The organism is Asticcacaulis taihuensis (assembly GCF_900100255.1).
Classification (GTDB): domain Bacteria; phylum Pseudomonadota; class Alphaproteobacteria; order Caulobacterales; family Caulobacteraceae; genus Asticcacaulis; species Asticcacaulis taihuensis.
This window is the reverse complement of record NZ_FMTS01000003.1, coordinates 335,775-359,891: the sequence shown is the minus strand read 5'-3', so window position 1 is coordinate 359,891 and position 24,117 is coordinate 335,775. Positions and strand designations below refer to the sequence as shown.

The 24,117-nt window shown below is 58.4% G+C and carries 27 protein-coding genes; 12 read left to right on the top strand and 15 right to left on the bottom strand.

Annotated elements, in window-relative coordinates; translation table 11 throughout:
* The first annotated feature begins 109 nt into the window (after positions 1–109).
* The 4 genes from BLO49_RS10640 (at position 110) to BLO49_RS10625 (ending at position 5,001) form a co-directional block, all read left to right on the top strand.
* The gene (locus BLO49_RS10640) at positions 110–1,627 is read left to right on the top strand and encodes an undecaprenyl-phosphate glucose phosphotransferase (protein ID WP_090648106.1); all 1,518 of its coding nucleotides are present in this window, start codon (positions 110–112) and stop codon (positions 1,625–1,627) included.
* A 208-nt stretch (positions 1,628–1,835) separates the two neighbouring features.
* The gene (locus tag BLO49_RS10635; RefSeq protein WP_090648103.1) at positions 1,836–3,302 is read left to right on the top strand and encodes a lipopolysaccharide biosynthesis protein; all 1,467 of its coding nucleotides are present in this window, start codon (positions 1,836–1,838) and stop codon (positions 3,300–3,302) included.
* The gene (locus BLO49_RS10630; protein ID WP_090648100.1) at positions 3,299–4,216 is read left to right on the top strand and encodes a glycosyltransferase family 2 protein; all 918 of its coding nucleotides are present in this window, start codon (positions 3,299–3,301) and stop codon (positions 4,214–4,216) included. The genes BLO49_RS10635 and BLO49_RS10630 overlap by 4 nt, the downstream gene beginning before the upstream one ends.
* Positions 4,216–5,001 (top strand): polysaccharide deacetylase family protein, encoded by a 786-nt coding sequence (locus BLO49_RS10625; protein ID WP_090648098.1) that lies wholly within the window; start codon positions 4,216–4,218, stop codon positions 4,999–5,001. Before BLO49_RS10630 ends, BLO49_RS10625 begins: the two co-directional genes overlap by 1 nt.
* On the opposite strand, the gene BLO49_RS10620 is transcribed toward BLO49_RS10625, so the two are convergent.
* Positions 4,998–5,354, bottom strand: coding sequence for a VOC family protein (locus BLO49_RS10620; RefSeq protein WP_090648096.1), 357 nt, complete (start codon positions 5,352–5,354; stop codon positions 4,998–5,000). The two genes, BLO49_RS10625 and BLO49_RS10620, sit on opposite strands and share 4 nt — an antisense overlap.
* Positions 5,355–5,588: 234 nt before the next feature.
* A complete protein-coding gene (locus BLO49_RS10615; RefSeq protein WP_090648095.1) occupies positions 5,589–5,804 on the bottom strand; it encodes a DUF7336 domain-containing protein in 216 nt (71 codons plus the stop codon).
* Positions 5,805–5,943: 139 nt separating this feature from the next.
* Here BLO49_RS10615 and BLO49_RS10610 point away from each other — a divergent pair, with 139 nt between their 5' ends.
* The gene (locus BLO49_RS10610; RefSeq protein WP_090648092.1) at positions 5,944–6,381 is read left to right on the top strand and encodes an energy transducer TonB; all 438 of its coding nucleotides are present in this window, start codon (positions 5,944–5,946) and stop codon (positions 6,379–6,381) included.
* 11 nt (positions 6,382–6,392) lie between these two features.
* Here BLO49_RS10610 and BLO49_RS10605 read toward each other — a convergent pair whose 3' ends face one another.
* From BLO49_RS10605 to BLO49_RS10595, 3 genes are read right to left on the bottom strand one after another with little or no spacing between them, the layout of a single operon-like run.
* Positions 6,393–7,694 (bottom strand): O-antigen ligase family protein, encoded by a 1,302-nt coding sequence (locus tag BLO49_RS10605; protein WP_245678982.1) that lies wholly within the window; start codon positions 7,692–7,694, stop codon positions 6,393–6,395.
* Complete coding sequence (locus tag BLO49_RS10600; protein WP_090648090.1) at positions 7,691–8,389, bottom strand: P-loop NTPase family protein; 699 nt, start codon at positions 8,387–8,389, stop codon at positions 7,691–7,693. The genes BLO49_RS10605 and BLO49_RS10600 overlap by 4 nt, the downstream gene beginning before the upstream one ends.
* 21 nt (positions 8,390–8,410) lie before the next feature.
* Complete coding sequence (locus BLO49_RS10595; RefSeq protein ID WP_245678981.1) at positions 8,411–9,946, bottom strand: GumC family protein; 1,536 nt, start codon at positions 9,944–9,946, stop codon at positions 8,411–8,413.
* Positions 9,947–10,146: 200 nt separating this feature from the next.
* On the opposite strand from BLO49_RS10595, the gene BLO49_RS10590 reads away from it, so the two are divergent.
* On the top strand, positions 10,147–10,857 hold the full coding sequence (locus tag BLO49_RS10590) for a polysaccharide biosynthesis/export family protein (RefSeq protein ID WP_245678980.1): 711 nt from the start codon (positions 10,147–10,149) through the stop codon (positions 10,855–10,857).
* Positions 10,858–11,021: 164 nt separating this feature from the next.
* Here the strand turns inward: BLO49_RS10590 and BLO49_RS10585 are convergent, their stop codons facing one another.
* A complete protein-coding gene (locus tag BLO49_RS10585) occupies positions 11,022–11,309 on the bottom strand; it encodes a hypothetical protein (protein WP_090648325.1) in 288 nt (95 codons plus the stop codon).
* Positions 11,310–11,797: 488 nt separating this feature from the next.
* Here BLO49_RS10585 and BLO49_RS10580 point away from each other — a divergent pair, with 488 nt between their 5' ends.
* The 4 genes from BLO49_RS10580 (at position 11,798) to BLO49_RS10565 (ending at position 14,751) form a co-directional block, all read left to right on the top strand.
* On the top strand, positions 11,798–12,931 hold the full coding sequence (locus BLO49_RS10580; RefSeq protein WP_170828297.1) for an RcnB family protein: 1,134 nt from the start codon (positions 11,798–11,800) through the stop codon (positions 12,929–12,931).
* A gap of 198 nt (positions 12,932–13,129) precedes the next feature.
* Positions 13,130–13,702 (top strand): hypothetical protein, encoded by a 573-nt coding sequence (locus BLO49_RS10575; protein ID WP_090648084.1) that lies wholly within the window; start codon positions 13,130–13,132, stop codon positions 13,700–13,702.
* Positions 13,703–13,719: 17 nt separating this feature from the next.
* Positions 13,720–14,202, top strand: a complete 483-nt coding sequence (locus BLO49_RS10570) for a hypothetical protein (protein ID WP_090648081.1) — start codon at positions 13,720–13,722, stop codon at positions 14,200–14,202.
* Positions 14,203–14,484: 282 nt separating this feature from the next.
* Positions 14,485–14,751, top strand: a complete 267-nt coding sequence (locus BLO49_RS10565; RefSeq protein WP_090648078.1) for a hypothetical protein — start codon at positions 14,485–14,487, stop codon at positions 14,749–14,751.
* 96 nt (positions 14,752–14,847) lie between these two features.
* Here BLO49_RS10565 and BLO49_RS10560 read toward each other — a convergent pair whose 3' ends face one another.
* Positions 14,848–16,185 carry an ABC transporter permease gene (locus tag BLO49_RS10560; protein WP_090648076.1) on the bottom strand — a complete coding sequence of 446 codons (1,338 nt, stop codon included), beginning with the start codon at positions 16,183–16,185 and terminating at the stop codon, positions 14,848–14,850.
* Positions 16,178–17,098 carry an ABC transporter ATP-binding protein gene (locus BLO49_RS10555; RefSeq protein WP_090648073.1) on the bottom strand — a complete coding sequence of 307 codons (921 nt, stop codon included), beginning with the start codon at positions 17,096–17,098 and terminating at the stop codon, positions 16,178–16,180. Before BLO49_RS10555 ends, BLO49_RS10560 begins: the two co-directional genes overlap by 8 nt.
* Before the next feature lie 156 nt (positions 17,099–17,254).
* Between BLO49_RS10555 and BLO49_RS18175 the strand changes: the two genes are divergently transcribed.
* The gene (locus tag BLO49_RS18175) at positions 17,255–17,473 is read left to right on the top strand and encodes a hypothetical protein (protein WP_139159668.1); all 219 of its coding nucleotides are present in this window, start codon (positions 17,255–17,257) and stop codon (positions 17,471–17,473) included.
* A gap of 176 nt (positions 17,474–17,649) precedes the next feature.
* Here the strand turns inward: BLO49_RS18175 and gatB are convergent, their stop codons facing one another.
* Positions 17,650–19,152 (bottom strand): Asp-tRNA(Asn)/Glu-tRNA(Gln) amidotransferase subunit GatB, encoded by a 1,503-nt coding sequence (gene gatB / locus BLO49_RS10545; RefSeq protein WP_415499972.1) that lies wholly within the window; start codon positions 19,150–19,152, stop codon positions 17,650–17,652.
* A gap of 49 nt (positions 19,153–19,201) precedes the next feature.
* Positions 19,202–20,959, bottom strand: a complete 1,758-nt coding sequence (locus tag BLO49_RS10540; RefSeq protein ID WP_090648064.1) for an ATP-dependent nuclease — start codon at positions 20,957–20,959, stop codon at positions 19,202–19,204.
* Positions 20,960–21,138: 179 nt separating this feature from the next.
* Between BLO49_RS10540 and BLO49_RS10535 the strand changes: the two genes are divergently transcribed.
* The gene (locus BLO49_RS10535) at positions 21,139–21,471 is read left to right on the top strand and encodes a hypothetical protein (protein WP_139159667.1); all 333 of its coding nucleotides are present in this window, start codon (positions 21,139–21,141) and stop codon (positions 21,469–21,471) included.
* Here the strand turns inward: BLO49_RS10535 and BLO49_RS10530 are convergent.
* From BLO49_RS10530 to BLO49_RS10510, 5 genes are all read right to left on the bottom strand, one after another.
* On the bottom strand, positions 21,429–21,863 hold the full coding sequence (locus BLO49_RS10530) for a hypothetical protein (RefSeq protein WP_090648060.1): 435 nt from the start codon (positions 21,861–21,863) through the stop codon (positions 21,429–21,431). The two genes, BLO49_RS10535 and BLO49_RS10530, sit on opposite strands and share 43 nt — an antisense overlap.
* Before the next feature lie 10 nt (positions 21,864–21,873).
* Positions 21,874–22,224: a hypothetical protein gene (locus BLO49_RS10525; protein ID WP_245678979.1), complete on the bottom strand. Its 351-nt coding sequence runs from the start codon at positions 22,222–22,224 to the stop codon at positions 21,874–21,876.
* A gap of 8 nt (positions 22,225–22,232) precedes the next feature.
* Positions 22,233–22,892, bottom strand: a complete 660-nt coding sequence (locus BLO49_RS10520; protein WP_090648056.1) for a response regulator transcription factor — start codon at positions 22,890–22,892, stop codon at positions 22,233–22,235.
* Between the two features lie 76 nt (positions 22,893–22,968).
* On the bottom strand, positions 22,969–23,376 hold the full coding sequence (locus BLO49_RS10515) for a helix-turn-helix domain-containing protein (protein WP_090648053.1): 408 nt from the start codon (positions 23,374–23,376) through the stop codon (positions 22,969–22,971).
* A gap of 261 nt (positions 23,377–23,637) precedes the next feature.
* Positions 23,638–24,069: a glycine zipper domain-containing protein gene (locus tag BLO49_RS10510; RefSeq protein ID WP_170828296.1), complete on the bottom strand. Its 432-nt coding sequence runs from the start codon at positions 24,067–24,069 to the stop codon at positions 23,638–23,640.
* Positions 24,070–24,117: the final 48 nt, after the last annotated feature.

Genomic DNA, 24,117 nt, shown 5'->3' with positions numbered 1-24,117 from the left:
GTCCCGCACCGGGACAAGAAAAAATCAGGAAAATCGCCGCCTGTTAACTGACGCCTAAGCCAAATGCCGTAACCTCATCGCAAGCCTAGAACAAGCTCGAAATCAGGTCATGAACGCCGCCCTCCCCCGCCAAACGCTAGAAGATGCGACCTGCCTGGATGCGCTCTGCGACGATCCCAAAGATCGCAGGGGCCCCTTTCGACCGGAAAAGCTGGTTTCGGCGCGCGAACGGCGCAGCGGCGACATGTTCGTCCGCCTGTTTCGCGGCATCGACTTCCTGGCCCTGGTCTTCTTCGCCGTCGTCTGCGCCCACTCGGTAGCGCCGCAAGGCTTCTTCACCAGCCCGCTCGGCAATATCCTGCCCTTCATCGCCACGACGCTCGGCCTGTACTGGGCGCTTTATCTCAGCGGTCTGTACCGTTTCGGCCGCAATGCCCGCGTCACGATCCACCTGGTCAAACTGGCCCTGGTCTTTGGCGCCGGCTACCTTCTGGCGGATTTCCTGGCCGACTTTTCGATAAACGACTACGCCGTCACCGCCGCCGTCCGTTTCTGGATGACCGTCACCCTGGTCTATTTCATGCTACAGCACCTGCTGTGGTGGAGCCTGGTCGATCGCTGGCGTCGCCAGGGCAAGCTGATCCCCAGCATTGTCATCGTTGGCGCGACCAAACACGCGGAAAAGCTGGTTGAAGCGGCCCTTGAGCAGCGTCACGTCAATATCCTCGGCATTTTCGATGACCGGCTGGCACGCAGCCCCCAGGCCGTCGCCGGCGTTCCGGTGCTGGGCGATGTCCAGTCCCTGCTCGGCCACAAGATCACCCCCTATGTCGACCAGATCGTCGTGGCGCTTGACACCTCCGCCAAGGCGCGCGTCAAGACCATTATCGAAAAGCTGCGCAGCCTGCCTAACGAGGTCTCCCTGTTCGTCGATATGGATGGGAGCCATGCCACCAAGGCTGCCTGGTCGCGGGTCGCCGATATTCCGCTGGCCCGCGTTTCCGGTATCTCGGAAGACGACCGCAAGGCGATGGTAAAGCGCGCCGAGGATCTGGTCATCGGCACCCTGGCCCTGATCGTCTTTTCGCCGCTTATGCTGGTCATAGCCCTGCTGATCAAGCTTGACAGCCCCGGCCCGGTCTTCTTTCGCCAGCGTCGCCACGGCTTCAACAACGAGGCGATCCGGGTATGGAAATTCCGCTCCATGTATACCCACCTGACCGACCATACGGCGGCCCAGCAGGTGACAAAGGGCGATCCGCGCGTCACCCGGATCGGCCGCTTCATCCGCAAGACCAGCATCGATGAATTGCCGCAACTGTTCAATGTGATCCGTGGCGAAATGTCTCTGGTTGGGCCGCGCCCGCACGCCATCGGCATGAAGACCGGCCCCGACGAAAGCGCACGCCTGGTGGCCGAATACGCCTGGCGCCACCGCATGAAGCCCGGCGTCACCGGCTGGGCGGCCATCAAGGGTTCGCGCGGGCCTCTGGATAATGCCGAGGATGTGCGCCGCCGTATCGGTCTCGATGTCGAATACATCGAGCGCCATTCGATCTGGTTTGATCTCTACATCATGGCGATGACCATTCCCTGCCTGCTCGGCGATGCGAAGGCGGTGCGGTAAGATATGAAAGTAAGATGCCCCACCACCATTGCGGCCTGCGACCTTATGGTCCCTTGGCTTGCGAAGGCTGTACTTTCGCTCACGCCAAACCCCAACAAGTTGGGGAGGTATAGAAATTTTGTACCTCCCCAACTTGTTGGGGAGGGGGACCGCCGCGCCCTTGCGCGGGGGTGGTGGGGTATCTTGCTTTCTTCATGTGAGAACGCCCATGTTCTCTAAAGGTCTGTGGGGCTATCTTCCCGCCAATATCCTGCAGGGCCTGATCGGGTTCGCCACCCTGATGGTGTTCACGCGTATCCTGACGCCGGACGATTATGGCCGCTACGCCCTGACCTTCGGGATATCCAGCCTGGCCCAGACCCTGTGCTTCACCTGGATCGAGGCCGCCATGGCGCGCTTCTATCCGGCCGAATCCCGCACTGATCCGGAAGCGCCGGAGCTTTATGGCACGGTTTATCGCCTGTTTGCTGTCGTTACCATCGTCTTCGCCCTTGCCTGCGTTCTTGGCCTGTGGCTGTGGCCGACATCGGGAGACGCCGATCAATCATTGAAAATGGCCATGGGTCTCGGCCTCGGCTGCGTCGTCTTCCGCTCGCTGATCAAGCTGGTGCAGGAACAGCGCCGCTCCGAAGGCCGCGTCGGGGCCGCATCAATGCTTGACATGATTCAGACCGCCGGCGGTTTTGGCCTCGGCGTCTTGTGCGCCACCACCGGACTGGGCGGCGCATCGCCCGTGGTCGGCGGCGGCCTGATTGCCCTTCTGTGCCTGCCCTTCGTGGCGCGCGAGGACTGGGGCCGCGCCCTGAAAGGCCGGTTCAGCGCGGAAAAGGCCCGCGCCTACGCCCATTACGGTTTTCCCGTTTCAGCCAGCCTGATCCTGACCCTGGCGCTCTATACGGTCGATCGTTTCCTGATCGCGCACTTCCTCAATGAAGCCGAAGCCGGCGCCTATCATGCCGGCTTTTCACTGGCTTCGCGCATCCTCGATGTGCTGTTTATCTGGTTCGGCGCTGCCGGTGGTCCGGCCATGGTCCATGCGCTGGAACATGGCGGCATAACCGAACTTAAGGCCAATGCCCGCCACCAGATCCGCACCATGGCCTTTGTCCTTTTCCCGGCAGTCGGCGGCCTGATCATGGTGGCTCCGGCGCTTGGTACCCTGCTTATCGGCGAGGGCCTGCGCACCGATGCCCTGAGCGTTACGCCGCTGATCAGCCTGGGCGCCCTGTTTTCCGGCCTTGGCACCTATTATTTCCTGCAAGCCTTCACCCTGGCCCGCAAAACCCGCCTGCTGGTGGTCGCCATGGCCGTGCCCGCCGTCAGCAATATCGCGCTGAACCTGGCCATGATTCCGCTGATGGGCTTGATGGGCGCCGCCCTGGCGTCATGCCTCAGTTTCGCGCTTGGCCTGATCGCCGCCTGGGGACTGGGCCTGAAAACCCTGGCCCTGCCTGTGCCCGTTCTTGATCTGGGCAAGACCCTTATGAGCGTCGCCGTCATGATGGCGGCCGTGGCGCTGGTGCCGGATACCGGTCTGGCCATCATCGACCTGGTTCTCAAGGGTCTGACCGGCGTGGTCGTTTATGGCGCCCTCGCCTGGGCACTGAACCTCAATGATATCCGCGAACCGGCCCTTAAGATAATCGGCCGCCTGCGCGCCAAGGTGTTCGCATGAGCCAGCCCTTCCGCAACACTGCCTTCACCACCGCAACGCCACGCCTGTCGGTGCTGATCCCGTTCTACAAAGAGTCGCCTCTGCCGCTGCTGTGCGCCCTCCACTGCCACACGCCCGAAGCGCTGGAAATCATCCTGATCGATGACGGCTCTGTTATGCCTGACATTACCGCCGAGGTCAGCGCCTTTATCAGCCAGTCCCCTCTGGCCTGCGAACTGATCACCTTGCCGCAAAACGAAGGCCGGGCGCGCGGTCGTAATCGGCTGACAGAGGCCGCGCGCGGTGATTATTTCCTGTTCCTCGATTCTGATATGCTGCCCGATGATCCCGGCTTTCTCGACCGCTGGCTGGCCGAGGCTAACGGTCAATCCACGGTCGTCTTCGGCGGCTTCTCGCTGATCCAGGCACCGGATACCCCGGCCTTCGCCATCCACAAGGCCATGGCCGGCCAGAGTGATTGCCTGAGCGCCGCCCAGCGCGCTGAACACCCGGAAAAATACGTCTTCACCTCCAACCTCCTGGTGCGGCGCGATGTCTTCAAAGCCGAGACCTTCGATCCGGCCTTCACCGGCTGGGGCTGGGAAGATACCGAATGGGGGATGCGCGTGGCCGCCCGCTATGGCGTCGGCCATATCGACAACACCGCCACCCATATGGGCCTCGATACGCCTGAAACCCTGGCGCGGAAATACGAACAGTCGGTCGGTAATTTCGCCCGCGTGATCGAAAAGTATCCTCATGTGGTCTCTCAATATCCCAGCTACAAAGCCGCAAAAATATTGAAGAAAACACCATTTCTGAGCGTTTTCCGCCCCCTCATTAAATCAGCCGCTCTGACGCGGCGGCTGCCGGTGCGGCTCCGCGCCTTCGCCCTGCGCCTTTACCGCGCTGCCCTTTACGCACAGGTGGTCTGATGACCGAAATATATACCGCTGACAGTTCCTTTTACGGCAAGCTGCGCCGCCGGCTGGCGCGCCTTATCTATACCAGGCCCGCGCGTTTTGAGGGCCTGGCGCGCCCCCTGCTGACGATCAGCTTCGATGATGCCCCCACCTCCGCTGCCCATGCCGGCGCGGCTCTGCTGGAAAAATACGGCGCGCGCGGCACCTTCTTTATCTCTGCCGGCCTGTCCGGCAGCGACAGCCATCTCGGACCCTATACCACCGAAGCGGAAATCAAGGCGCTTCATGCCGCCGGGCATGAAATCGCCTGCCACACCCACAGCCACCTCGATTGCGGCCGCGCTTCGGCGGCGGAGATTGCCCTCGATCTCGACCTCAGCGCCGCCGCTTTTCGCCAGATGAGCCTGCCGAAGGCCCAAACCTTCGCCTACCCTTATGGCGATGTGTCACCACAGGCCAAGTCGGTGCTCAATGATCGCTTCCAGGCCTCGCGCGCCCTGCATCACGGCCTTGTCACTCCCGGCACGGACCTCAACCAGACGCCGGCGGTTGGCATAGAAGGGCCGGACGGCGAACAGACCGCCATAGACTGGCTGATCCGCGCCGAGGACGAAACCGCCTGGCTGGTGCTTTATAGCCATGATGTCCGCGAAAATCCGTCCGCCTGGGGCTGCACACCGGCAACGCTCGAACGCCTGATCGTCCGGGCGCTCGATATGGGCTTCGATATCGTCACCTTTGCCGAAGGCGCCCGCCTGGCCTCCGGTCAGACCATACGGAAAAACAAAGCCGCCTAATCCACCGGTGGTTCCCACAGTTCGATCGGATTACCTTCCGGATCATAGATGCGGGCAAATTTGCCGGTTTCCGGCGTATCCCATTCGGCATGGGTCGTGACCTCGATACCGGCGCCGCGCAGGGCCGAAATCAGCTTATCCAGTTCCCTCACCCGGAAATTGATCATCCACTGACGGTCGAGCGGGAAGTGATCCGCGTCCCGCTTGAAGGGCATGAACAGGGTCGGCCCTGGCTGCGGCACCCATGGCGCGGCAAAATCGACCACCACGCCCAGATGCCTGTCATACCAGGCTTGCAAAGCCTCCGGATTATCCGCCCGAAAAAAGACGCCACCAATACCCACAACCGACATAAGTCCCTCCATGTACCGTTGAGGTCAGGCTACCCTATGCGTCGATATTTCACAAACATAGCGGTAGCGTGCGGTTATCCTGAACATCTGTGCAATCTGCGGATCAAAAAAACTTCGTATCAGTTCCCGTCGCCGGAAAGAAGGTAATCCACAGATTACACAGATATCCCTGGTCATCACGCGCTACCGCTATCGCCTGTAGAGGTTCAGGAGACTGACCCAGGCGCCACGCACCTAAACCGTGCGATAACCGGCCGTCCAGCCCATCCGGTCAATGATGTATTTGTCGACGCTGAAACCGTCGGGGCTGTCCTTGAAACCCGGCAGGTTCAGCGCGCGCTCCTTTGCTCGCTCAGCCAGTTCCCTCGTCGAGAAAACGCCCAGAAGCTTTATATCTTCGTGGTCTTCACTGACCCGGTGCATATGATGCAGAAGATAGACCTGATCCATGATGGCTCCTTAAGATATCCCTCTTAAATTTACGCACACACGGTAAAGGAAAAACGAAAGGGGTCCGACCTGGATACCGGGTATACAAACCGGAACGTCAGGCGTATTTTGTTACCCATAAACAAAAGTAGGGGGAATTATGAAACGGCTGCTTACAGTAATTTGCCTTGGCATGATGACGGCAGGGCATTCATGGGCAGACAATCCGGAGCCGGACACGCGAGATATGAGCACCAAGCAGTTGCAGACACTTGTTCTCTCTCAATCAAAATCTACGCCCGGCAGAACCTATGTAAAAGCCACAATGCTCGCCACGCCCGCCTCCGAGGCTAAGCGAAAATACTACCCGGCAGCGGCAAAGGCAGCCGGACAAAAAGGTGTCGCTCTTGTGGAGTGCCAGTTCGATCAGATGGGAAATTTAATAAATTGCGAGAGCATGGCAGAAGAGCCGGGAGGCTTTGGATTCGGCGAGGCAACCGTCACTCTGGCGCAAAAATATTTCACACTCGATATGCGCGACCTGCATGCGGATTCCAATAACAAATGGGTAAAGATCATGCTTTGCTGGCCTAACTGACAGCAAAGCGGTTAAAGCGTACTCGCCTGCCTTACAAAGTCTTTCGCATCCTCATCGCGCGGCAGGGACAGCTTGACCAGCACCATGACAAACAGGCTCCAGCGCAGGTCATTCCAGCTTAGCGTAATGCTTTCGGTCAGGGATGACAGGCTGTAGATGCCGATCAGCGGCAGGGCGAAATAGCCGCCATCACCGCGCAACATGCGATAAAGCCCCTTCAGCCAGGTTTCGGTGAAAACCATCGCCCAGAGGCTCAAGCCCACAATCCCCATGCCAAGCCAGGTCTCGAACCAGCAGGAATGGGCATGATAGGCGCGAAATCCGGCCACGGCGGTGATCTTGGCCAGCGGCGCGTAGTCGCCTTCGTCTGTCCATACCACGCCATAGCCATAGCCCAGTTTCGGCCGGTCCTCCATCACCCGCGCAATACCGTCCCAGATAAAGGTCCGGCCGGTCAGGGTGGCATCCTTGCCGAGCAGCAGGTAGAGCTTTTCCGGCGCGAACAGCACCAGCCCTGACAACGCCAGCAGCACGGTCACCGCCAGCCAGGTCAGCAGGATGCCCAGCACCGGCCCGCGCCGCGCCAGCCAGATGAAGCCAACGCCGCCCATGCCGAGCACCAGGCAGACCAGTGAGGTCTTGGAGGTTGAGAGGATGGTCAAAAGCACCATACCCGCCGCCATCAGTCCCCAGAACACCTGCCTGCGGGGATTATGCAGGGCCGCGGACGCCGCCGCCACGAAGCCTATGGCCATGCAGGAGCCAAGATTGTTCTTCTCCAGCCACATGCCACGCCAGGCACCGGGGAAGAGTTCGTGCATCACGCCCATCTTCGGAATGAAAATGGCCAGGAAGGCCGAGCCCAGCATCATGACCGTAAAAGCCAGCGCCACCACCTCCGTCAGGCGGGCCCACGAAAAGCGAGCGGCCAGGGCATAACCGGCCAGGACGGTAAACGACAAGGCCACGAAACGCCGCAGCGTGCCCGATGGATCGATCGACCAGAAATATGAAAGGGCGCACAAGGTTACCAGGCTCAAGATAAGCGGTGTCCGCCACAGGGCGCTGAACATCTGGCGCCAGCAAATCAAAGCCAGCCCCAGGCTCATCAGGTAAAACGGGTAATAGAAGTTGCGGACGATCAGCCCCGCCGCCGCCGATTGCGCGCCATAGCCGAACAGCGGACACAGCCACGCCTGCGAAAAGACGAACAGGACGGACGCCCCGAAGACAAGAGACAGCCAGTCATAGCGCCAGTCAGCCTTCACACCCGGCCAGAAATCGGAGACAATGCCCCCGATGTCCAGTCTCACAGGGCCGCCAACCGCCCGAGCGGCCGCCTCACAGCTCCGCCCACAATCCGGCTGGCATTGTTATAGACCATGCCCAGAACCCGGCCGCCCACCTGTTCGATATCGTTCTTCAGGTCGATGCGCGCCTGGACATCACCCTCGCCTTCGCTGACCACCATGATCACCCCGTCCATCAGCGGCGCCAGTTGCAGGGCAACTGTTGAGCGCGCCACGGACGGCGCATCAACCACGATCGTCTGAGCGTGCTGCCGCAGGGCCTTCCAATAAGTCGTCCGATCGAAAATCCGGGCCTTTTGATCGGGGGCCAGGTTCTTGTGACGGAAGCGCGTCACCCAAAGCCGGCGGCCGAGAAACGGCCGCGCCACCAGATAATGCGCGTCCGTCTGGCGGCCCGGCGGCGTCACGGTGAAAAAGGCCGAACCGTCCGGCGTGGCCTGACTGAGCGCCCCCGGCGGGCCGAAGCGTTCGGGATCTTCCGTCAGGGCCCGCATCTGGCCCTGCTGCACCAGGTCGGCATCGACCAGCCAGACCGGCTTTTTGGCGAAGGCGGCTTCGCAGCGGGCATATTCACGCGCCACGGTCGATACGCCCTCGCCGTCACAGGCCGAGACAAACATCAGCGCCCGCCCACTGGCCGATTGCGGCCGGCCGAGCGCCGACATCAGGTCAGCCATTTCGCGTGTCAGATCAACCATTGACGCCACTCATGCCAATCATCACGCCGCCTTTGTTTTCGCCTGTGCCAGCACCGGCAGATCCAGCGCCTTCGCGGCCATCTGCGCGTTGGCGAACCCCTTGCGCGTATAAACCCGCAGCAAGCCAGCGCACAGAGCGGTGAAGCCGGCGAACAGGAAGCTGAGGATCAGGATGACGCGTTTCAGGCTCTTCGGCCGATTCGGCATCGATGCCTTCTCGACCACACGCACCGTATCGTCGCCCGCCTTCATTTCCTGCGCCGCCTCATTTTCCTGGATACGCTGGGTGAAGGTCTTGATGCTGTCCCGCAGGGCGCTGCGTTCGGTTGACAGCGTATTGTATTCGGCCTCCAGCCCCGCCAGCCCCTGAAGCTTGCTCATCACCTGCCCGGCCTGCTGCTGCAACAGGCGCATCCGGCCGGATATCGACGCCATGTCGGCCTCCAGATCGAATTTTTGGCCCATCAGGCTCTGATACAGCGGATTGGCGCCCAGCTTGTGCGTCGCTTCGCCGATTCCCTTGCCGCTGTTCATCATGGCCTGCAATGAGGCGATCTGCGCTTCGATATCCTTCACCGGCTGGGCCGTCGGCAGATAACGCGACAGCAGGTCCTGGCGCTGCTGTTGTAGGGCGAAAATCTTGCTCGGCACCGAAAGATCAAGATCGCGCTCGATGCTCATCTCCGGGTTCATCCGCGCAAGACTGGCCTTGACCTCGGATAGCTTGGCCTGATCGGTGGCGTACTGCGTCTGGGCGGCATAGAGATCGGTCGTCACCTGATCGTAGATCTTGGCATAGGTCGCCTTGGCGGCGTCGTAATCGGCCACGCCGTTCTGCGCCAGGAACGCCTGGTAGGTGCGGTCGGCCTCGGCCAGGCGGGCGTCGAAACTGTCCTTCTGCTTTTGCAGCAGGGGGCCGGTCTGGTCGGCATAGACCTGCTGGCGGTAGGTCAGGTATTCGTCGATCAGGGTATTGAGGATCAGCGAGGCCGACTGCGCGTCCTCATGCTTGAAGGTCAGGCGCACGACATTGTTCTGCGGCGCGGTCGAGGCTTCAAACCCGACCTGAAGCACTTTGAGCGCCGCCGCGTCCGATTCGGCGCGGGCGGCGTCCGTTTTCGGATTCCATAATTCAGGCGATGACGGCAGGATGACCTTGTAGCCCAGCTTGGCGATGACATTGCGCTTCAACTCGGTGGAACTGAGGATTTCGACTTCGGACTGCACCACCTGATCGATCGTCGCCGTCGCGCCGCGTGCCGCATCCCCCGCCACCGGCTCGTAGACATAGTTCTTGCCAAGCTGCATAAGCAGGCTTGCGCCGGCGGTATAGCTGGAATGCGTGGAAAAGGCCGCCATCAACCCGACGCCGAAAATAACGGCGAAGACAATGATCATCAGCCACAGTTCTCGGAACAGCAGGGCGACAATATCCCCAAGCCCAAGCTGCAATACGCGGCCACCACCTCGGCCCGCTTCCGGCTGACGCTGGCCCGCCGGGCGGCGCAGAGGCACAACCCGATCGCCGTCATCGTCCCACACGTCTTCGGTGCGCATTGAGTCTCTGTCCGTTGCGAAAATTCAGAAATTTTTCAAACAGTTACCCGCAAATCCGGCAGAACAAATGTTTGATATTTTCTAAATTAACCGACCGGACGTTAACGAAGGTTTACCATTTTCCACCTTATTCAATAGACCGCACATTCCATACTGTACCGCACGGATTCGCCGCTCACATGGTCACACGCCGCTCCATAATGACAGCCGGTTTCAGCCTCGCGCTTGGCAGTGTTCTGGGCACCGGCTGTCTGGCGCGTACCGCCCATGCGTCTGAAAAAATGCCGGAAGCGCCGCTGATCGGCTTCGCCCGCTGGACCGACGACGAGCCGTTTTATCTGCTCTATCCGGGCGACAAACTGGAGGTTAGCATTCCCGGCGCGCCGGAACTCAGCCGCCAGACCCAGGTGGGGCCGGACGGCCGCATCACGCTCAGCCTGATCGGTCAGGTGATGGCCGCTTACAAGAGCATCCCGCAGCTACAGGCCGAAATCGCCCGCGCCTACGCCGGAATCCTGCGCGATCCGCAAATCACCGTCTATCCAGGTGAAACCGCGCCGATGCGCGTGCTGGTAGGTGGAGAGGTCAGAAATCCGGGCTGGGTGGATATGCTGGGCGATATGGACGCGCTCCAGGCCACCATGGCCGCCGGCGGCTTTACCCATGGCGCCAAGACGCACCAGGTAATGATCATACGCCGCGGCCGCAACGGCGAGGCCATGCGCCGCATCATTGATCTGCAAGACCCGCTCAAGGGCAAGGGCCAACTTGTGGCGCTGCGCCGGTTCGATATTGTTTATGTGCCGCGCACCAATATCGCCGAGGCCGGCGTCTTCATGGAACAGTGGGTCAATAACCTGATCCCCGGCGGCGTGTTGAATTATTTTACCTATCGGACATTCGGCAATTAGGTCCGCACCTATAAGCTTAAAATTACGGCTTATATTCAGACTCATTTTTCCAAAATTCATTCACTGAATTTTGGCAAGGCCGCTTATTCTTCTCAAGATATGGCCGCCGTGCACGTTTGCGCGTAAGCCTGCGCGGCGCCTAAGCGTGCTACGCAAGAAAAGTTTTAAGCCGCGTAGCCGATACGGCCAGCGTCGAGCCACTGACGGGCGGCCTTCTGCGCTTCGGCGATATCTTCGCGATCCATCTCGCGCGACAATTCCTTGCGGTAGACCTGGGCTTCCATCGAGCCACGCATGGCGGCAAGGTTGAACATCATGTGCGCCGAAATCAGATCGACAGGCGCGCCGCCCTGACCGGTGGAATACATCATGCCAAGCTGGAACAGTTCGTCACCGCCCATTTCGGCGGTCGGCAGGGGGATGGACTTGAACTCGACTTCGTTGGTGATCATCGTATTGATGCCGCGCTTTTTGCGCGCCTCCGTTGCAGTTGATGCCTTGAGTTCAACATCACCAAATAAAATTAAAGTTAACGGCGCCATTTAGGCTAAATATTTTGTGTAAATGCATGTTTAATGTTAATTTTTACATTAATGAATTGAAACATAAACATTAAAATACGATAAATTTATAAGTATAAATATAGCTTAAATTCATAATTACATATTAATTACTCAAATTGGCAAGCACATCAGGGTTAATCAAAAAACATAAGCATCAATATTCATTTCTGCGCCATCAGTTCAGGCATCCGAATAAACCGCTTTTTAACGTCGGAGTCTCGCCGTAATCCGTCTCAACCCTGACATGTTTTGTTCAGCTTCAGTTCAGGCTCATTCTGTCATAAAGGCATCAACGCGATAATTTTTATCGCCGCGCGTCTCAGATCCGCATATCCTGTCGTTTTGGGGATGATCTGCATAGACAAGTGAGGATGAAAATGAACAGAAAGTTGGCCAATCTGGCCGTTTCCGGTCTGGCGCTTGTGCTGATAACCGGCGTGGCCGTGGCGCCCAGCTTCGCCGAAGCCCGCGACCGCGAAAGCAACAGCGGCTTTAACCGCGGCGGCGGTAACCGGGATAATGGCGGAAACCGCGGCGTTGGCCAGTCGAGAAGCAATGACAACAGCACGCCGGCCCCGGTGGCTCGTCCCGCGCCGGCCGCCCGGCCTGCGCCCGCGGCCCGACCGGCCCCGCCCGCCCGCAGCAGCGGCCAATCCTACGACCGTCCGGCATTTAACAGCAGCCAGACTTCCAATAGCGGCCAAACTTCCAATAGCGGAATGAACCGTCAGCGTCACAACGACAATGGCGGCTATCGCGGCAACGATCGCCCCTCTGGCGGCAACGCCGGCCAATGGCAGGGTGGCAATCGCCCTGATCAGTCCGGCGGCGGACGTGACCATGACTGGAATGGCGGCAATCGTCCGGGACAGTCAGGTGGCAATGGCAACGCCCAGTCGGGCGGTTCCGGCAATCATGGCGGGAACCATAGCGGCGGTTCATGGGGTGGATCTGGGGGGGGATCTGGAGGGGGCTCCGGCAGTAATGGCGGTTGGAACGGCAACCATAATGGTGGCCGGGATAACGACCATGGCGGTCGGAATAACGACCACGGCGGCAGCCATAATGGCGGCGGAAGCTGGAACGGCAATAATGGCGGTAACTGGAATGGTGGGCACAATGGCAGCCACAACGGTAACTGGAACGGCGGCGGCCGTGATCATGGCTGGGACTGGGACCGCGACCGTGATCATGACTGGAATGGCGGGCGCAACCACCATTTCGATTATCGCCGCGATCATCGCTTCAGCGGCTATTCCGGCATCCGCTTCGGCTATTATTTCGCGCCGAGCTACGGCTATTACCGCGTGCCGAACCAGTGGTATGGCCACCGCTGGACATCGGGCGAATATCTGCCGGACTATTTCTACGACTACCGCATCTATGACTACCTGTCATACGGCCTGCCGACACCGCCCTATGACTGCGCCTACTTCTTCGTCGGCCGCGATGTTGTTCTGGTCGACCTGTCGTCAGGCGAGATCCTGGATGTCTTCTATGATGTCTACTAAGCCTCTAACCTGAACGACCTAAAGCCCCGGTTTCTGACCGGGGCTTTTTCATGCCCAAGGGATTAAAGTCGAAAATATAAGCACTTTTTATATATCCGCCAGAAACAGGACATTCCGCCCTTACTTTCCTGCCGCATTGACGCCCGAACCCCGCCCGACACTGGCGCCACTTAAATCAATCGCAGGAAAGGCGAACCCATGTTGAAATCCGTACTCCAAACCACCGCCATCATAACCCTGACCGCCGGCCTTGGCCTGTCGCCGCTGGCCGCCAGCGCCCAGATCCTGGGCGGCAGCGGCAGCCTCGGTGGCAGCGTTGGCGGTGCTGTCGGCGGCCTGACCGGCCAGGCCCAGGGCTCTGCCGGACTGGGCGCCCAAACCGATCTCGGCGGCGCCACGCAAACGGTCGATGGCGCGGCCGGTGATATCCGCCAGGATGTCAATACGCTTCACCGCCAGACGAATGATACGGTCAGCGAGGCGAAGGGCGCCACCCGCATAGACGGTGCCGCAAACGCTGCCGGCAGCCTATCGGCCAGCCCCGACAACGTTACTGGTCAGGCTGCCGCCAACGGCAATGCCAGTGCCGAGGTCAATCCCGGCGCCATTACAGGCGCGGTCGATTCCACCGTCAATCATGTCCGCCAGGACGCCCGCACAGCAACAGGCCAGGTGAAGGACACGGCAACCAGTGCGGTCAATGCCGCTGGCAACACCAGCGCCAGCGCCGATGCCCAGGCGGACGCCAAGGCCGATGTCGAAAACAAATAACCTCAAGAGGTGATGTGATGAAATACGCCAGAAGCTATATTCCGGCGGCCGTCCTGATCGGCGGCCTGCTGGCCCTTTCCGCCGCCGCGCAGGATGCGGCCGTCGTCCCAACACCGACCGGCCCGACACAGGAAAAGCTTGCACCGCCCGCGCCCGGCACGCCCGAACACGCCGCACAAATTCAGCGCGAGCATGAACGGGCCGTTGCGGCCGGCGATCATGCCAATGATCCGCTGAACCCGGCCAGCAGCAATGCGCTCAATCAGCAGGAAGCCGCCAAGGCCGCCGCCTTGGGTAATGGTCCGGTGCCGGCCAACGGCGTAACCGGTCTGCCGCCCGTTCCTGATTCCGCCCTTCCCACTCCGGACCCGGCCACGCCAGGAGTTCCCTCATCTACCATGCCCGCAACTGGCGATCCGGCCATGATGCCGACGCCCGCGGATACCAGTCCGCCCCCGGCCGGCGATCCGCTAAAGCCGGACCCCGCGACTGTAAAGTGACAGACAGGCCCGCCAGTTCGCGTTGGCGGGCCCGTCTGTAAACAATTCATTATTAGGGCGTCCAACTAAAATAAGGATTCAATAAATAGGGGAAAAAATTCGTTAACTTTCACAAATACACCTCAGAGGCGACAAATTTGCGCCCCAATCTTACAGAATTTTCACACCTGTCGAAAGCAACCCCTCTCTGACGAGAAGCTTCGGCGTTTACAGTTTTGTATAGAATTATACAAAACTTCATCAACCCAAGTAATTCCTCCCCTACAGAGAAAGTAATTACCCATGAAAGCTTCCGTTCGCATCATCGCCGCCGCCGGTTTTGTCGCTGCCCTCGGCGTTGCCCCGCTGATCTCCATCGCACAGGAAACTCCTGCCGCCGACGCCAGCGCCGCCACGGCCACCACCACGACATCGACCAGCGTCTCGGCCGATGCCTCGACCACCGCTTCCGCCTCGGAATCGACCTCCACCTCGGTCGCCGCCGACGGCACCGTTACTGCCACGTCTTCGAGCAGCGAATCCAGCAGCACCTCCAGCGCCGGCCAATAAGCCGTACCTGTTAGCTGCCAATCAAATCTCGCGGCCTTATCCCCCCAGGCCGGAAGATGCGAAAAACCCCCGGTGCCTCTGCGCCGGGGGTTTTGTCTATCCGTTAGCCGACTTTTGCGTGGCGATACGGAACAAGGCGCCCCAACTCAGCTTGCCGCCGGTCAGCGCCCCCACCTTGAAAGCCCGGCGCCCGACACTGATCATGATCAGCCCCACCACGCCCATGCCGGCCAGCGTTCCGGCGATCTCGTACCACGGCAGCCCCTGCGACAGCCGCAACGGCATCAGGAACGGCGTGAACAGCGGAAACCACGACATATATTTCAGCATCGGCAGGTCGGGCGAGGTAAAGGCCACCTGCATGGTGATCATCGGGATCATCATGATCATGGTCATCGGCCCGATGATCGCCTGGGCATCTTTCTGGGTTTCGCAGAAGGCCCCGATCGCCGCGAAAAACACGCCGAACATCAGATAGCCGCCCATGAAATAGGCCAGCAGCAGGATAATATGCAAAGGGCTGAAAACCGCGGCCAACGCGCCCATGACATCGCGCACCGTCTCCGGCGGCAGATTGCTGATGCCGAACGACGCCAACCCGAAAGCCGTCAGCCCCCACAGCCCCCAGACCGTCATCAGCACCGCCGCCACGGCCAGCACCTTGCCGATCAGCAGCGATTCCGCCGACGCCGAGGCCAGCAGCACCTCCAGCACCTTGCTGGCCTTTTCCTCGATCACTGAGCCCAGCAGGATCATGGACGACGAGAAAATGGCGATCCAGGTCAGGTAGCTGATGGCAATACCGATGAACTTGCCGCCGTTTTCACGCACGCCGGCAGCTAGGTCGTCCTTTTTCGGACCCGCCGCACTAGCCGGCGTCAGGCTGATAATATCGGCGCGCGACTCGCGCATATCGTGCGCCAGACCGTGATCTATGCCGTGCATCCCGGCCAGCTTGTAATATTGCAGGCCGTGCAGATCCCACAGGATCTGGTCCTCCACCCGGCCCTTGTGCCCATCCACAGACCAGAGCCGGAAATGCAGCTTATCACCGCTGTCGGTCGCCACAATGATCGTGCTGGCCGGCCCCGCCGCCAGGGCCTGCGGCATCCTGGCCTCGGCTGCTGCAAGCGACATATCCGGTGACAGCCCCGCAGGCAAGGCCACCGGCTGCAAGCCACCGCTTTCCAGCAGGCGATCCGCCCCCGGCTTAGGCAAATGGGCGCGAATGGCCTCGACCACCGCGCCTTCGATGTGGTCGCCCGTCAGGTCTAGCACTGCCACTGTCTCCACCGGCGCGGAATGACGCATCAATAACGGAATGAAGATACTGCCGCCGATGATGAGCGGCAGGGTCAGCATGGATAGCCAGAAGCCGACCGTGCGCACAAAGGCGAGGTATTCCCGCCGGGCGATCAGGAGGGTCTTATTCATGGTTGCTCCCTGTCAAGACGATAAATGCCTCATGCAGGCTGGGCTCTTTCGCCTCGAACCGCCGCACATCCATCCCGCGCAGGAAGGCCGCCTTCAGCGCCTCATTAGCCGTATGCCCCGCCTGCAAATGACATTGCCACAGACGCGCGCCATCCTCCGTCGCCCCCATATCGGCCACCGAGGCAATCCCCGGCAGGCCCAGAAGTTCGGCCTCGCTTAAATTTCCTTCCAGATCGAGATGTCGCGGCGCGGCGGCCCGCGCCTCTTTCAGCGTCCCTTCAAAGACCTTTTGCCCCTTGGCCAGCAGCACCACCTGTTCGCACAGGCGCTCGGCGTGCTGCATCACATGGGTGGAGAAAAGCACGGTCGCGCCACGCCTCGCCAGTTCGCGGATCACCTGCTCCAGCCCCTGCTGATTGACCGGATCGAGCCCCGAAAACGGCTCATCAAGGATCACCAGTTCCGGCTCATGCACCAGACAGGAAATAAGCTGCACCTTCTGCGACATGCCCTTGCTGAGCGACCGTATCTGCTTACCCGCGAACGCCCCCAGCCCCTGCGCCTCCAGCATGGCCTTGCCCCGCTGCCGCGCCACCGAAGCCTTCACGCCCTTCAGGCCGGCCAGGAAGACGATGACATCGATCGCCGTCATCTTGCGGTAAAGCCCGCGCTCTTCCGGCATGAAGCCGATGCGCTCCAGCGACTGCCCCGGCGCCTTGCCCAGTATGGTGATGCGCCCGGCCGTCGGCTCCGAGAGCCCCAGCATCATGCGCACGCTGGAGGTCTTGCCCGCCCCGTTCGGCCCCAGGAAACCGCAGATCGTGCCGCGCTTCACCTCGAAACTGAGATCACGCACCGCCTCGAAATCACCGAAGCGCTTGCTCACCCCCGCCAGACTTAAGGCACTCTCCATCTGTCCCCTCCCGGTTTTGCCGCACTATACCCAATCGCTGCGCGATTGCACCAGATTAAGGCAAATTAAAAAGCGCCGCTGTAACCGCCGCCGCTCCTGCCGCGTATCCCTGATGACAGCGCCCGGCTGTCGCCAACCCCATCTGAGGAAATTCCCATGCAACGCACACTCGCTTTCGCCGCTCTTGCCCTGACCTTCGTCACCGTCACAGCCTGCTCCGCTCCGCCGAAAAGCGACAATGCCATGTCTGAAATGTCGTCCTCTTCCTCCGAAGCCATGGCGCCTATGGCCAGCGGCGACAATATGGCCATGTCGTCCTCATCCATGTCGTCGGATGCGATGGCTCCCATGTCGTCTTCCAGCATGAGCCACTAACGAAAAGCCCCCGATCTCACGACCGGGGGCAAATCCCTGAAATCCTCCCCTCTTGGAGGGGAGGTGTCAGCGCGTAGTCGCTGACGGAGGGGTAACAACCGACGGCGGCTACCCTCTTGTCTTTGTCGCTTTGCGCCAAATCCAAGCTCCCCCTGCAACAGGGGGAGATCAGGTAATTAAACCCCCAGTTTCGCCTTCAGCAACTCATTGACCGCCGCCGGATTGGCCTTGCCGCCGGTGGCCTTCATGACCTGCCCGACAAACCAGCCCAAAGCTTGAGGTTTCAACGCCACTTCGGCGGCCTTGTCCGGATTGGCGGCAATGATCTCGTCCACCGCCTTTTCGATGGCGCCGGTATCGGTCACCTGCTTCAGCCCGTGCTGTTCCACGATCTCGGCCGGGGTCATGATCCCCTTGCCTTCCCACATGTGCTCGAAGACCGTCTTGGCAATCTTGGAAGAAATGACATTGGTCTCGATCAGCTCCACCAGCCCGGCGATATGGGCCGGCGGCAGGGGCGAATCGACGATCTCGTGGCCGTCCTTGGCCAGGCGCGCCAGCAGTTCGTTGGTTACCCAGTTGGCCACCAGCTTGGCGTCACGGCCTTTCGCCGCGGCTTCGTAATAATCCGCCCGCGCCTGCTCGCTGATCAGAACCTGCGCATCGTAGGCCGACAGGCCGTACTGGCTGATGAAACGCGCCTTCTTATCGTCCGGCAGTTCCACCAGATGCTGGCGGATGCTCTCAATCCACGCCTCTTCCAGCTCGACCGGCAACAGGTCCGGATCGGGGAAATAGCGATAGTCGTGCGCCTCTTCCTTGGAACGCATCGAGCGCGTCTCGACCTTCACGGCGTCGAACAGGCGCGTTTCCTGCTCGATCGTGCCGCCGTCTTCCAGAATTTCGATCTGGCGGCGCGCCTCGAACTCGATCGCCTGCTGCATGAAGCGGAACGAGTTGACATTCTTGATCTCGCAGCGCGTGCCGAACTTTTCGCCCGGACGGCGCACACTGACGTTACAGTCAGCGCGCATATTGCCCTTTTCCATGTCGCCGTCGCAGGTGCCGAGATAGACGAGGATGGTACGCAATTTCTTAAAATAAGCAACGGCTTCGTCCGAAGACCTGAGATCGGGCTTCGAGACAATTTCCATAAGCGCTGTGCCGGCGCGGTTCAGGTCGACATAGGTGGCATTGGGGTCGAGATCGTGGATCGATTTGCCGGCGTCCTGCTCCAGGTGCAGCCGTTCGATGCGCACGGTGAAGCTGGAGCCATCGTCGCGTTCGACCAGCACCTCGCCCTCGCCCACGATCGGATGGAAGAGCTGCGAGATCTGGTAGCCCTGCGGCAGATCGGGATAGAAGTAGTTCTTGCGGTCGAAGCGCGAGAAACGGTTGATCTCGGCCTTCAGGCCAAGACCGGTCTTCACCGCCTGCTCCACGCAGTACTTGTTCAGCACGGGCAACATGCCGGGCATGGCGGCGTCAACCAGCGAGACCTGCTCGTTGGGACCAGCGCCGAAGCCGACCTTGGCGCCAGAAAACAACTTGGTATTGGAGGCAACCTGCGCATGGACTTCGAGGCCCATGACGATTTCCCACGGCCCGGTCCGGCCCTGGATCAGTTTGCTGGGATCGGCCACGCGGCCGGAATCGAGAGGAGAAGCGGTGTTTGTCATAGGGTGGATATAGCGGGAAGGCGAATGCTAGGGAAGAGGCAAGAATGAGCTATGCGCAGAGAGCAATAATTTGTTCAATCAAAGTCCTGACGTCCTCTGGCACTTCTTCAGGCTCCATCGCGCTAGCGATCTGAAGCGGCGTTACGCCAAGCACAGCCTTAATACTTTGATTGCCCTTACCGCAAATTTCTTTGCCTCGCGCATCCAGCATAGCTAAGGCGGTATCCTTCGCTACGAAATTTTGCGGAACCACTAAAGCATGCTCGGCCATTAATTGATCGACTTCGTGCAAATTTCTGGCTGAAGCTCGAGCTATTGCAGGGGGAAAGAGGACATAGTTTTCAATATGCCGCCTACGCCACACACGAAGAACTAGGTCTTCATTGGCGTTATCAACCGTTTTATCTCGAAGACTTTCTTGATCAACTTGATTTAACGCTTGATCATCGCGATCTCTTATACTTATCGCTCGCAATTCTGGTATCTCTGCCTTAAGCTGTAAAAATAACTGTTTGCGTTCGGAATTCCCGCCTGTCCATGGCCAAGCAATAATATTTTGCGGCCAATTCAATCCAATTTTTTCTGCCCATTTTTTTAGCATTCTCTCATCGCTGATATTCTCCACGATGAGCAACCGGCGAGTTCGTCGCAACGGATCAATTTTAGGAGCGTAATCGCTACCTAGACCTAGGAATAGGCCTACCTTTTGATCTGAAGCCGTAAGATATTTCGCCCCACCTCCTGAAAAAGACATCACTTGCAAATGATCGGCCCAGCGCAGTATCTCCGTACTGTGCGTTGCCAACAAGACTTGCTTTCCTTTTTCGATAGCAATTTTCTGCAGCCTATCAATAAGTTGAGCTTGAAGTGACGGATGCAAATGTGCATCAGGCTCATCAAGTAGAATAGTGGAAACAGAGGGATTCAGTGCAAGAACATACACACTTAACCATTGCAAAAAACCACTTCCCTCAGCCATCAAATCACGCGCATTATATCCTTTATATCTAGAAAATTTAACACCATCAAATGCCCCTTTTATGCAATTAACCTTTATGTAGCTGTGATAAATAGAATTAAATGGAACCACCTCTAATTGAGTTCGAAATATTTGCGCCAAATTTGTTTGCAAAATTTCCCATGAATTTTCTGCTCGCAATCTAGCAAGATCACTATTCTTAATCTTTGTGCGACCTACTTTTAAACGAGATCGCTCTTCTTCATTTTCCCTGTGCATATCATGCAATAAATTTCTAATGACACCCCCCGCTAAACCTCGACCAGTCATCGCCCGGCGTTCCGCGCCAGACATGAAGTTTTCTCTACTACCGATTCCCGCGAATGGAGGCAAATAAGCTAAGGTCGGGATTTCATCTTCTACTGTTAAATTCGTAGAACCAGCTTTAATAAATAGTCTATCGTTGGCGAGCGCCAAAGAAATCATCAGATGTTTTTCAGCACCAACAATATCATCCCACTCACATTTTATAGTGAGCGAATATCCATCCACACCTGGAGCCTGTGTTTTTAAATTTGTCCAAAGATGTTTTAAACTAGCTATTGCTATAGGGGAAAATTCATCATCAGAAAGGCCTAGCCCTTGCTTAGTGTATCCAGTCAGCAAACTTTGGCGGCCTCGTTCCATTTCTAGTACGCCCCGGCAAAATTCCCAAATTGCCAAGGCTTGCAATAACGTCGATTTTCCAGAGTTATTTCCACCGGCCAAAAACGTCACACCATTTGGCAGAAGATTAAATGTAGTCTCGCGAAATTTTTTAAAATTTTTCAAAACAACACGTTTTATCATTTTTGCCCCGCTCACTGTTTAGGCCTCTGCTTAAATAGATTCCCCTTACCCTCCTAGGGTCAACTTGAAGCTGCCATTTCAAATCCTTGAAGCTTCTGGATGTGCAACAGCCATAGGACTGTTCTATATTCTTTATTAGCCCCTCCCCTGAAAACGCCCGCATCATATCCGCTATGGACATGATGGATGACAGCCTCGCCGACCTGACGCCGCTCGAACAGCGGCGGATACGGTTGCGGGCCTATGCCGACCGCGTGCTGAAGGCCGTCGAAGCCCTGCCCATGCCCAAGACCGCGCTCGAAGGCGAACGTTCCTTACGCGCCATCACGGCGTGCGACCGGATGCTGATCCAGATTTACAACAAGGTCGGCCGCCAGCAGCAAATCCAGCAGAACTTCATGCCGCCCGTGGCCCGTCCGCCGAAAGCCCGCTCATCTATGCTTTCGATGATGACGAGACCGCCCGTACTTCATACTTCAGCGACAGCGCGTTTAAGCCGCAATTCCCGCTGATGGCTATAGGTGCCGACCGCAAGACATGCCAGCAGACCATAGCCACCCCAAAATGCAATGACGGTGATATAGCTCACATAGTTGAATTTCGGCGCCAGCAAGGGCACGAAATGAGAAATGACGGCATTCAACTGACAGGCAGCGATTAAGACCGTCCAGACCTTTCGCGCCGACAAACACAAGATGACAAAGCCGATGAGGAGGAGCGTATCCACAACGACGATACCCCATTCAATACCGTCAAATGTCCGCTTCTGAACCAGGGTCGTCGCCAGCCAGGCTATCAAAAACATAACGGCCCCATACCTTTCGGCGGGGCCGCCACGCACCAGGGCATAAGCGGACACCAGAATGCTCACTACAAGTCCGACATAGGCCCAGGTGTAATACATCACTTCTCTTTTATGCCGCCCGACGGGGCTCAATCATGATGGCGTCACCGGTTTTCGGCGGCTTTGCTTCAGTAATGCCGGCCGCCATAGCACCGCACCCCAACTGAGTCTTTACTTCATCTAGTGCGTTGTGCGTCCGGACAATAGCGCCACGGGCCGTGGTAAGCGCCGTAAAAGTTGCCGCGGCTTCTTCAAAAGCTTCCTGACCTATCATCACGGAAACACCATTGGTGCTCATCTGACTCAAGCTGCTGATCAGCGCAGCCGTATCGCACATCGCGGCCTTGATAGAGCGCTCGGCAATAAAAAGCTGTTCTGCGCCGTGAAGTACCATTTCTTGTCTTTTCACTTCGTCCTTCATTTCTCCGACTATTTCCAGCCGGCGTATATGGTGAGTTTGTGGACGACTTCGACCATTCCCAAAAGCGTGCCAGCCATCATGCCGGCAATGAACGCCAGCGCAATAGCCGCTAAAACGATAAGCCCCAGAAGCTGTATCGCCGGAAGGCTTTTCAGTCTCCGCCTGAACTCGTCCCATCGTCCGCTAACCAGGCCGTGGCGACTAACATTGTATGCAATGCCTTCATTGGACTGCACGTCATGCTCAGTGCCCGAACGGCTTCCACCGAATCCTTGATGTCGCCAAATTTGTTGTGAGCTGCCAGCATTTCCCAGACTGTCTCCAGTTCCTGGAAGCTGATGGTCAGAAATTGATTGCGGGGTAGATAGGGCTTGTTCATGGCCTGATACTGACAGCCTCAGGGGCGCATCAGGCATCCCCATTCGCGGGGGAGGCTCTTCAAGGGGGAGGCCGGTGCCGCCTTCGTAATCCACCAAAATACGAGCCGCCTGACGGCTCGTCGAGACATCGAGCCGGCGTCTCGCTTCATCGGTATGGGTTTTTACGGTATGCTCACTGATGTTCAGGAGACGAGCAATTTCCTTGGCTTGATAATGCTTTGCCACAAGCCGCAGAATTTCCTTCTGGCGTTCTGAAAGAGCTTCAACGCCTTGCAGGCCAACAGGCATTTGATCGATCCTCCCCGAATATTCGCCACCTCCGTAAGGTTAACGAAAAAAACGGGCGCAGGCCATAGGCTTAGAATCAATCGTCAGCCAAAATGGCTCGAACGAGATTCATTACGCCTTTGCGCTTGGAAGGCGACAGCTTGGCGAAGGCGGCAGCCAGTCTCTGGCCTTCGGCGCTTGTCAAAAATGCGCCTGCATTGGCCTCGCTTGATGAAATATGATCGTCTTCCAACTCGGACGGCAGACCGTCAAAGAAATAGCCAACAGGCTTTTTCAAAAAGTCTGCAATCTCATAAAGCTTTGATGCCGAGATGCGATTTGATCCACGCTCATATTTCTGGACCTGCTGGAAAGTCAGACCTAAAGCCTTCGCCAAATCCCCCTGGCTCACACCTAATTCTTTACGGCGTTTTCGCACGAGGCTACCTACATAAACATCAACAGCGTTAGATACGCTGACGGTCTTGAGCACTTTCTGGGTCATAGTTTAAATTTACACAGCCTTCGATAGCAGGCAATCGATTTCCCACAATCTATCCTCTCCCCTGAAAATCACCGCATCATATCCGTTATGGACATGATGGATGACAGCCTCGCCGACTTGACGCCTCGAACAGCGGCGGGCGGCCTGCGTGCCACCTCCCCACCACGATGGGGAGGAGAACAACCCCTTCCCGCTCGCTCAAACAAAAGCCCCTTCCGCGTGTCCACGAAAGGGGCCAAAGGCATATCCGGCTGACGGAAATCAATGGCCGCGATAACGCAGCACCTTTCCCTTCGAGATATAGTAGTAGTTCATGCCCGCCGGGCGGTCCTCGAAATAGACCACCTTGTGATCGGCGCGCGGGGCCGGCTCATAATAGCCCTTGGTGTAGACATAATAGTTGGCGCCGCGGCAGCGCACCTTTTCGTGCGAGTTCTTGCCGATCACATAACCGGCCGCGCCGCCGACCGCCGCACCGACCACGGTCGACTTGGTCTTGTCGCCCTTCTTGCCTAGCAGATTGCCGGCGATGCCGCCGGCCACGGCGCCGATGGCGGCGTCCTTGCCGGCCAGGTCCGACTTCTTGACGTAGCAGTAGCCGTCATAGCTCTGGGCCGAGGCGGCCAGAGGGGCGGCCGCGCCCGCGATCAGCGATAAGGCGCCGGCGGCCAGGGCGAAAACCTTGAGGGACATCAGAAACTCCATTCGTAAATTGGCTATTGGCGGCGAGATATCGGAAAA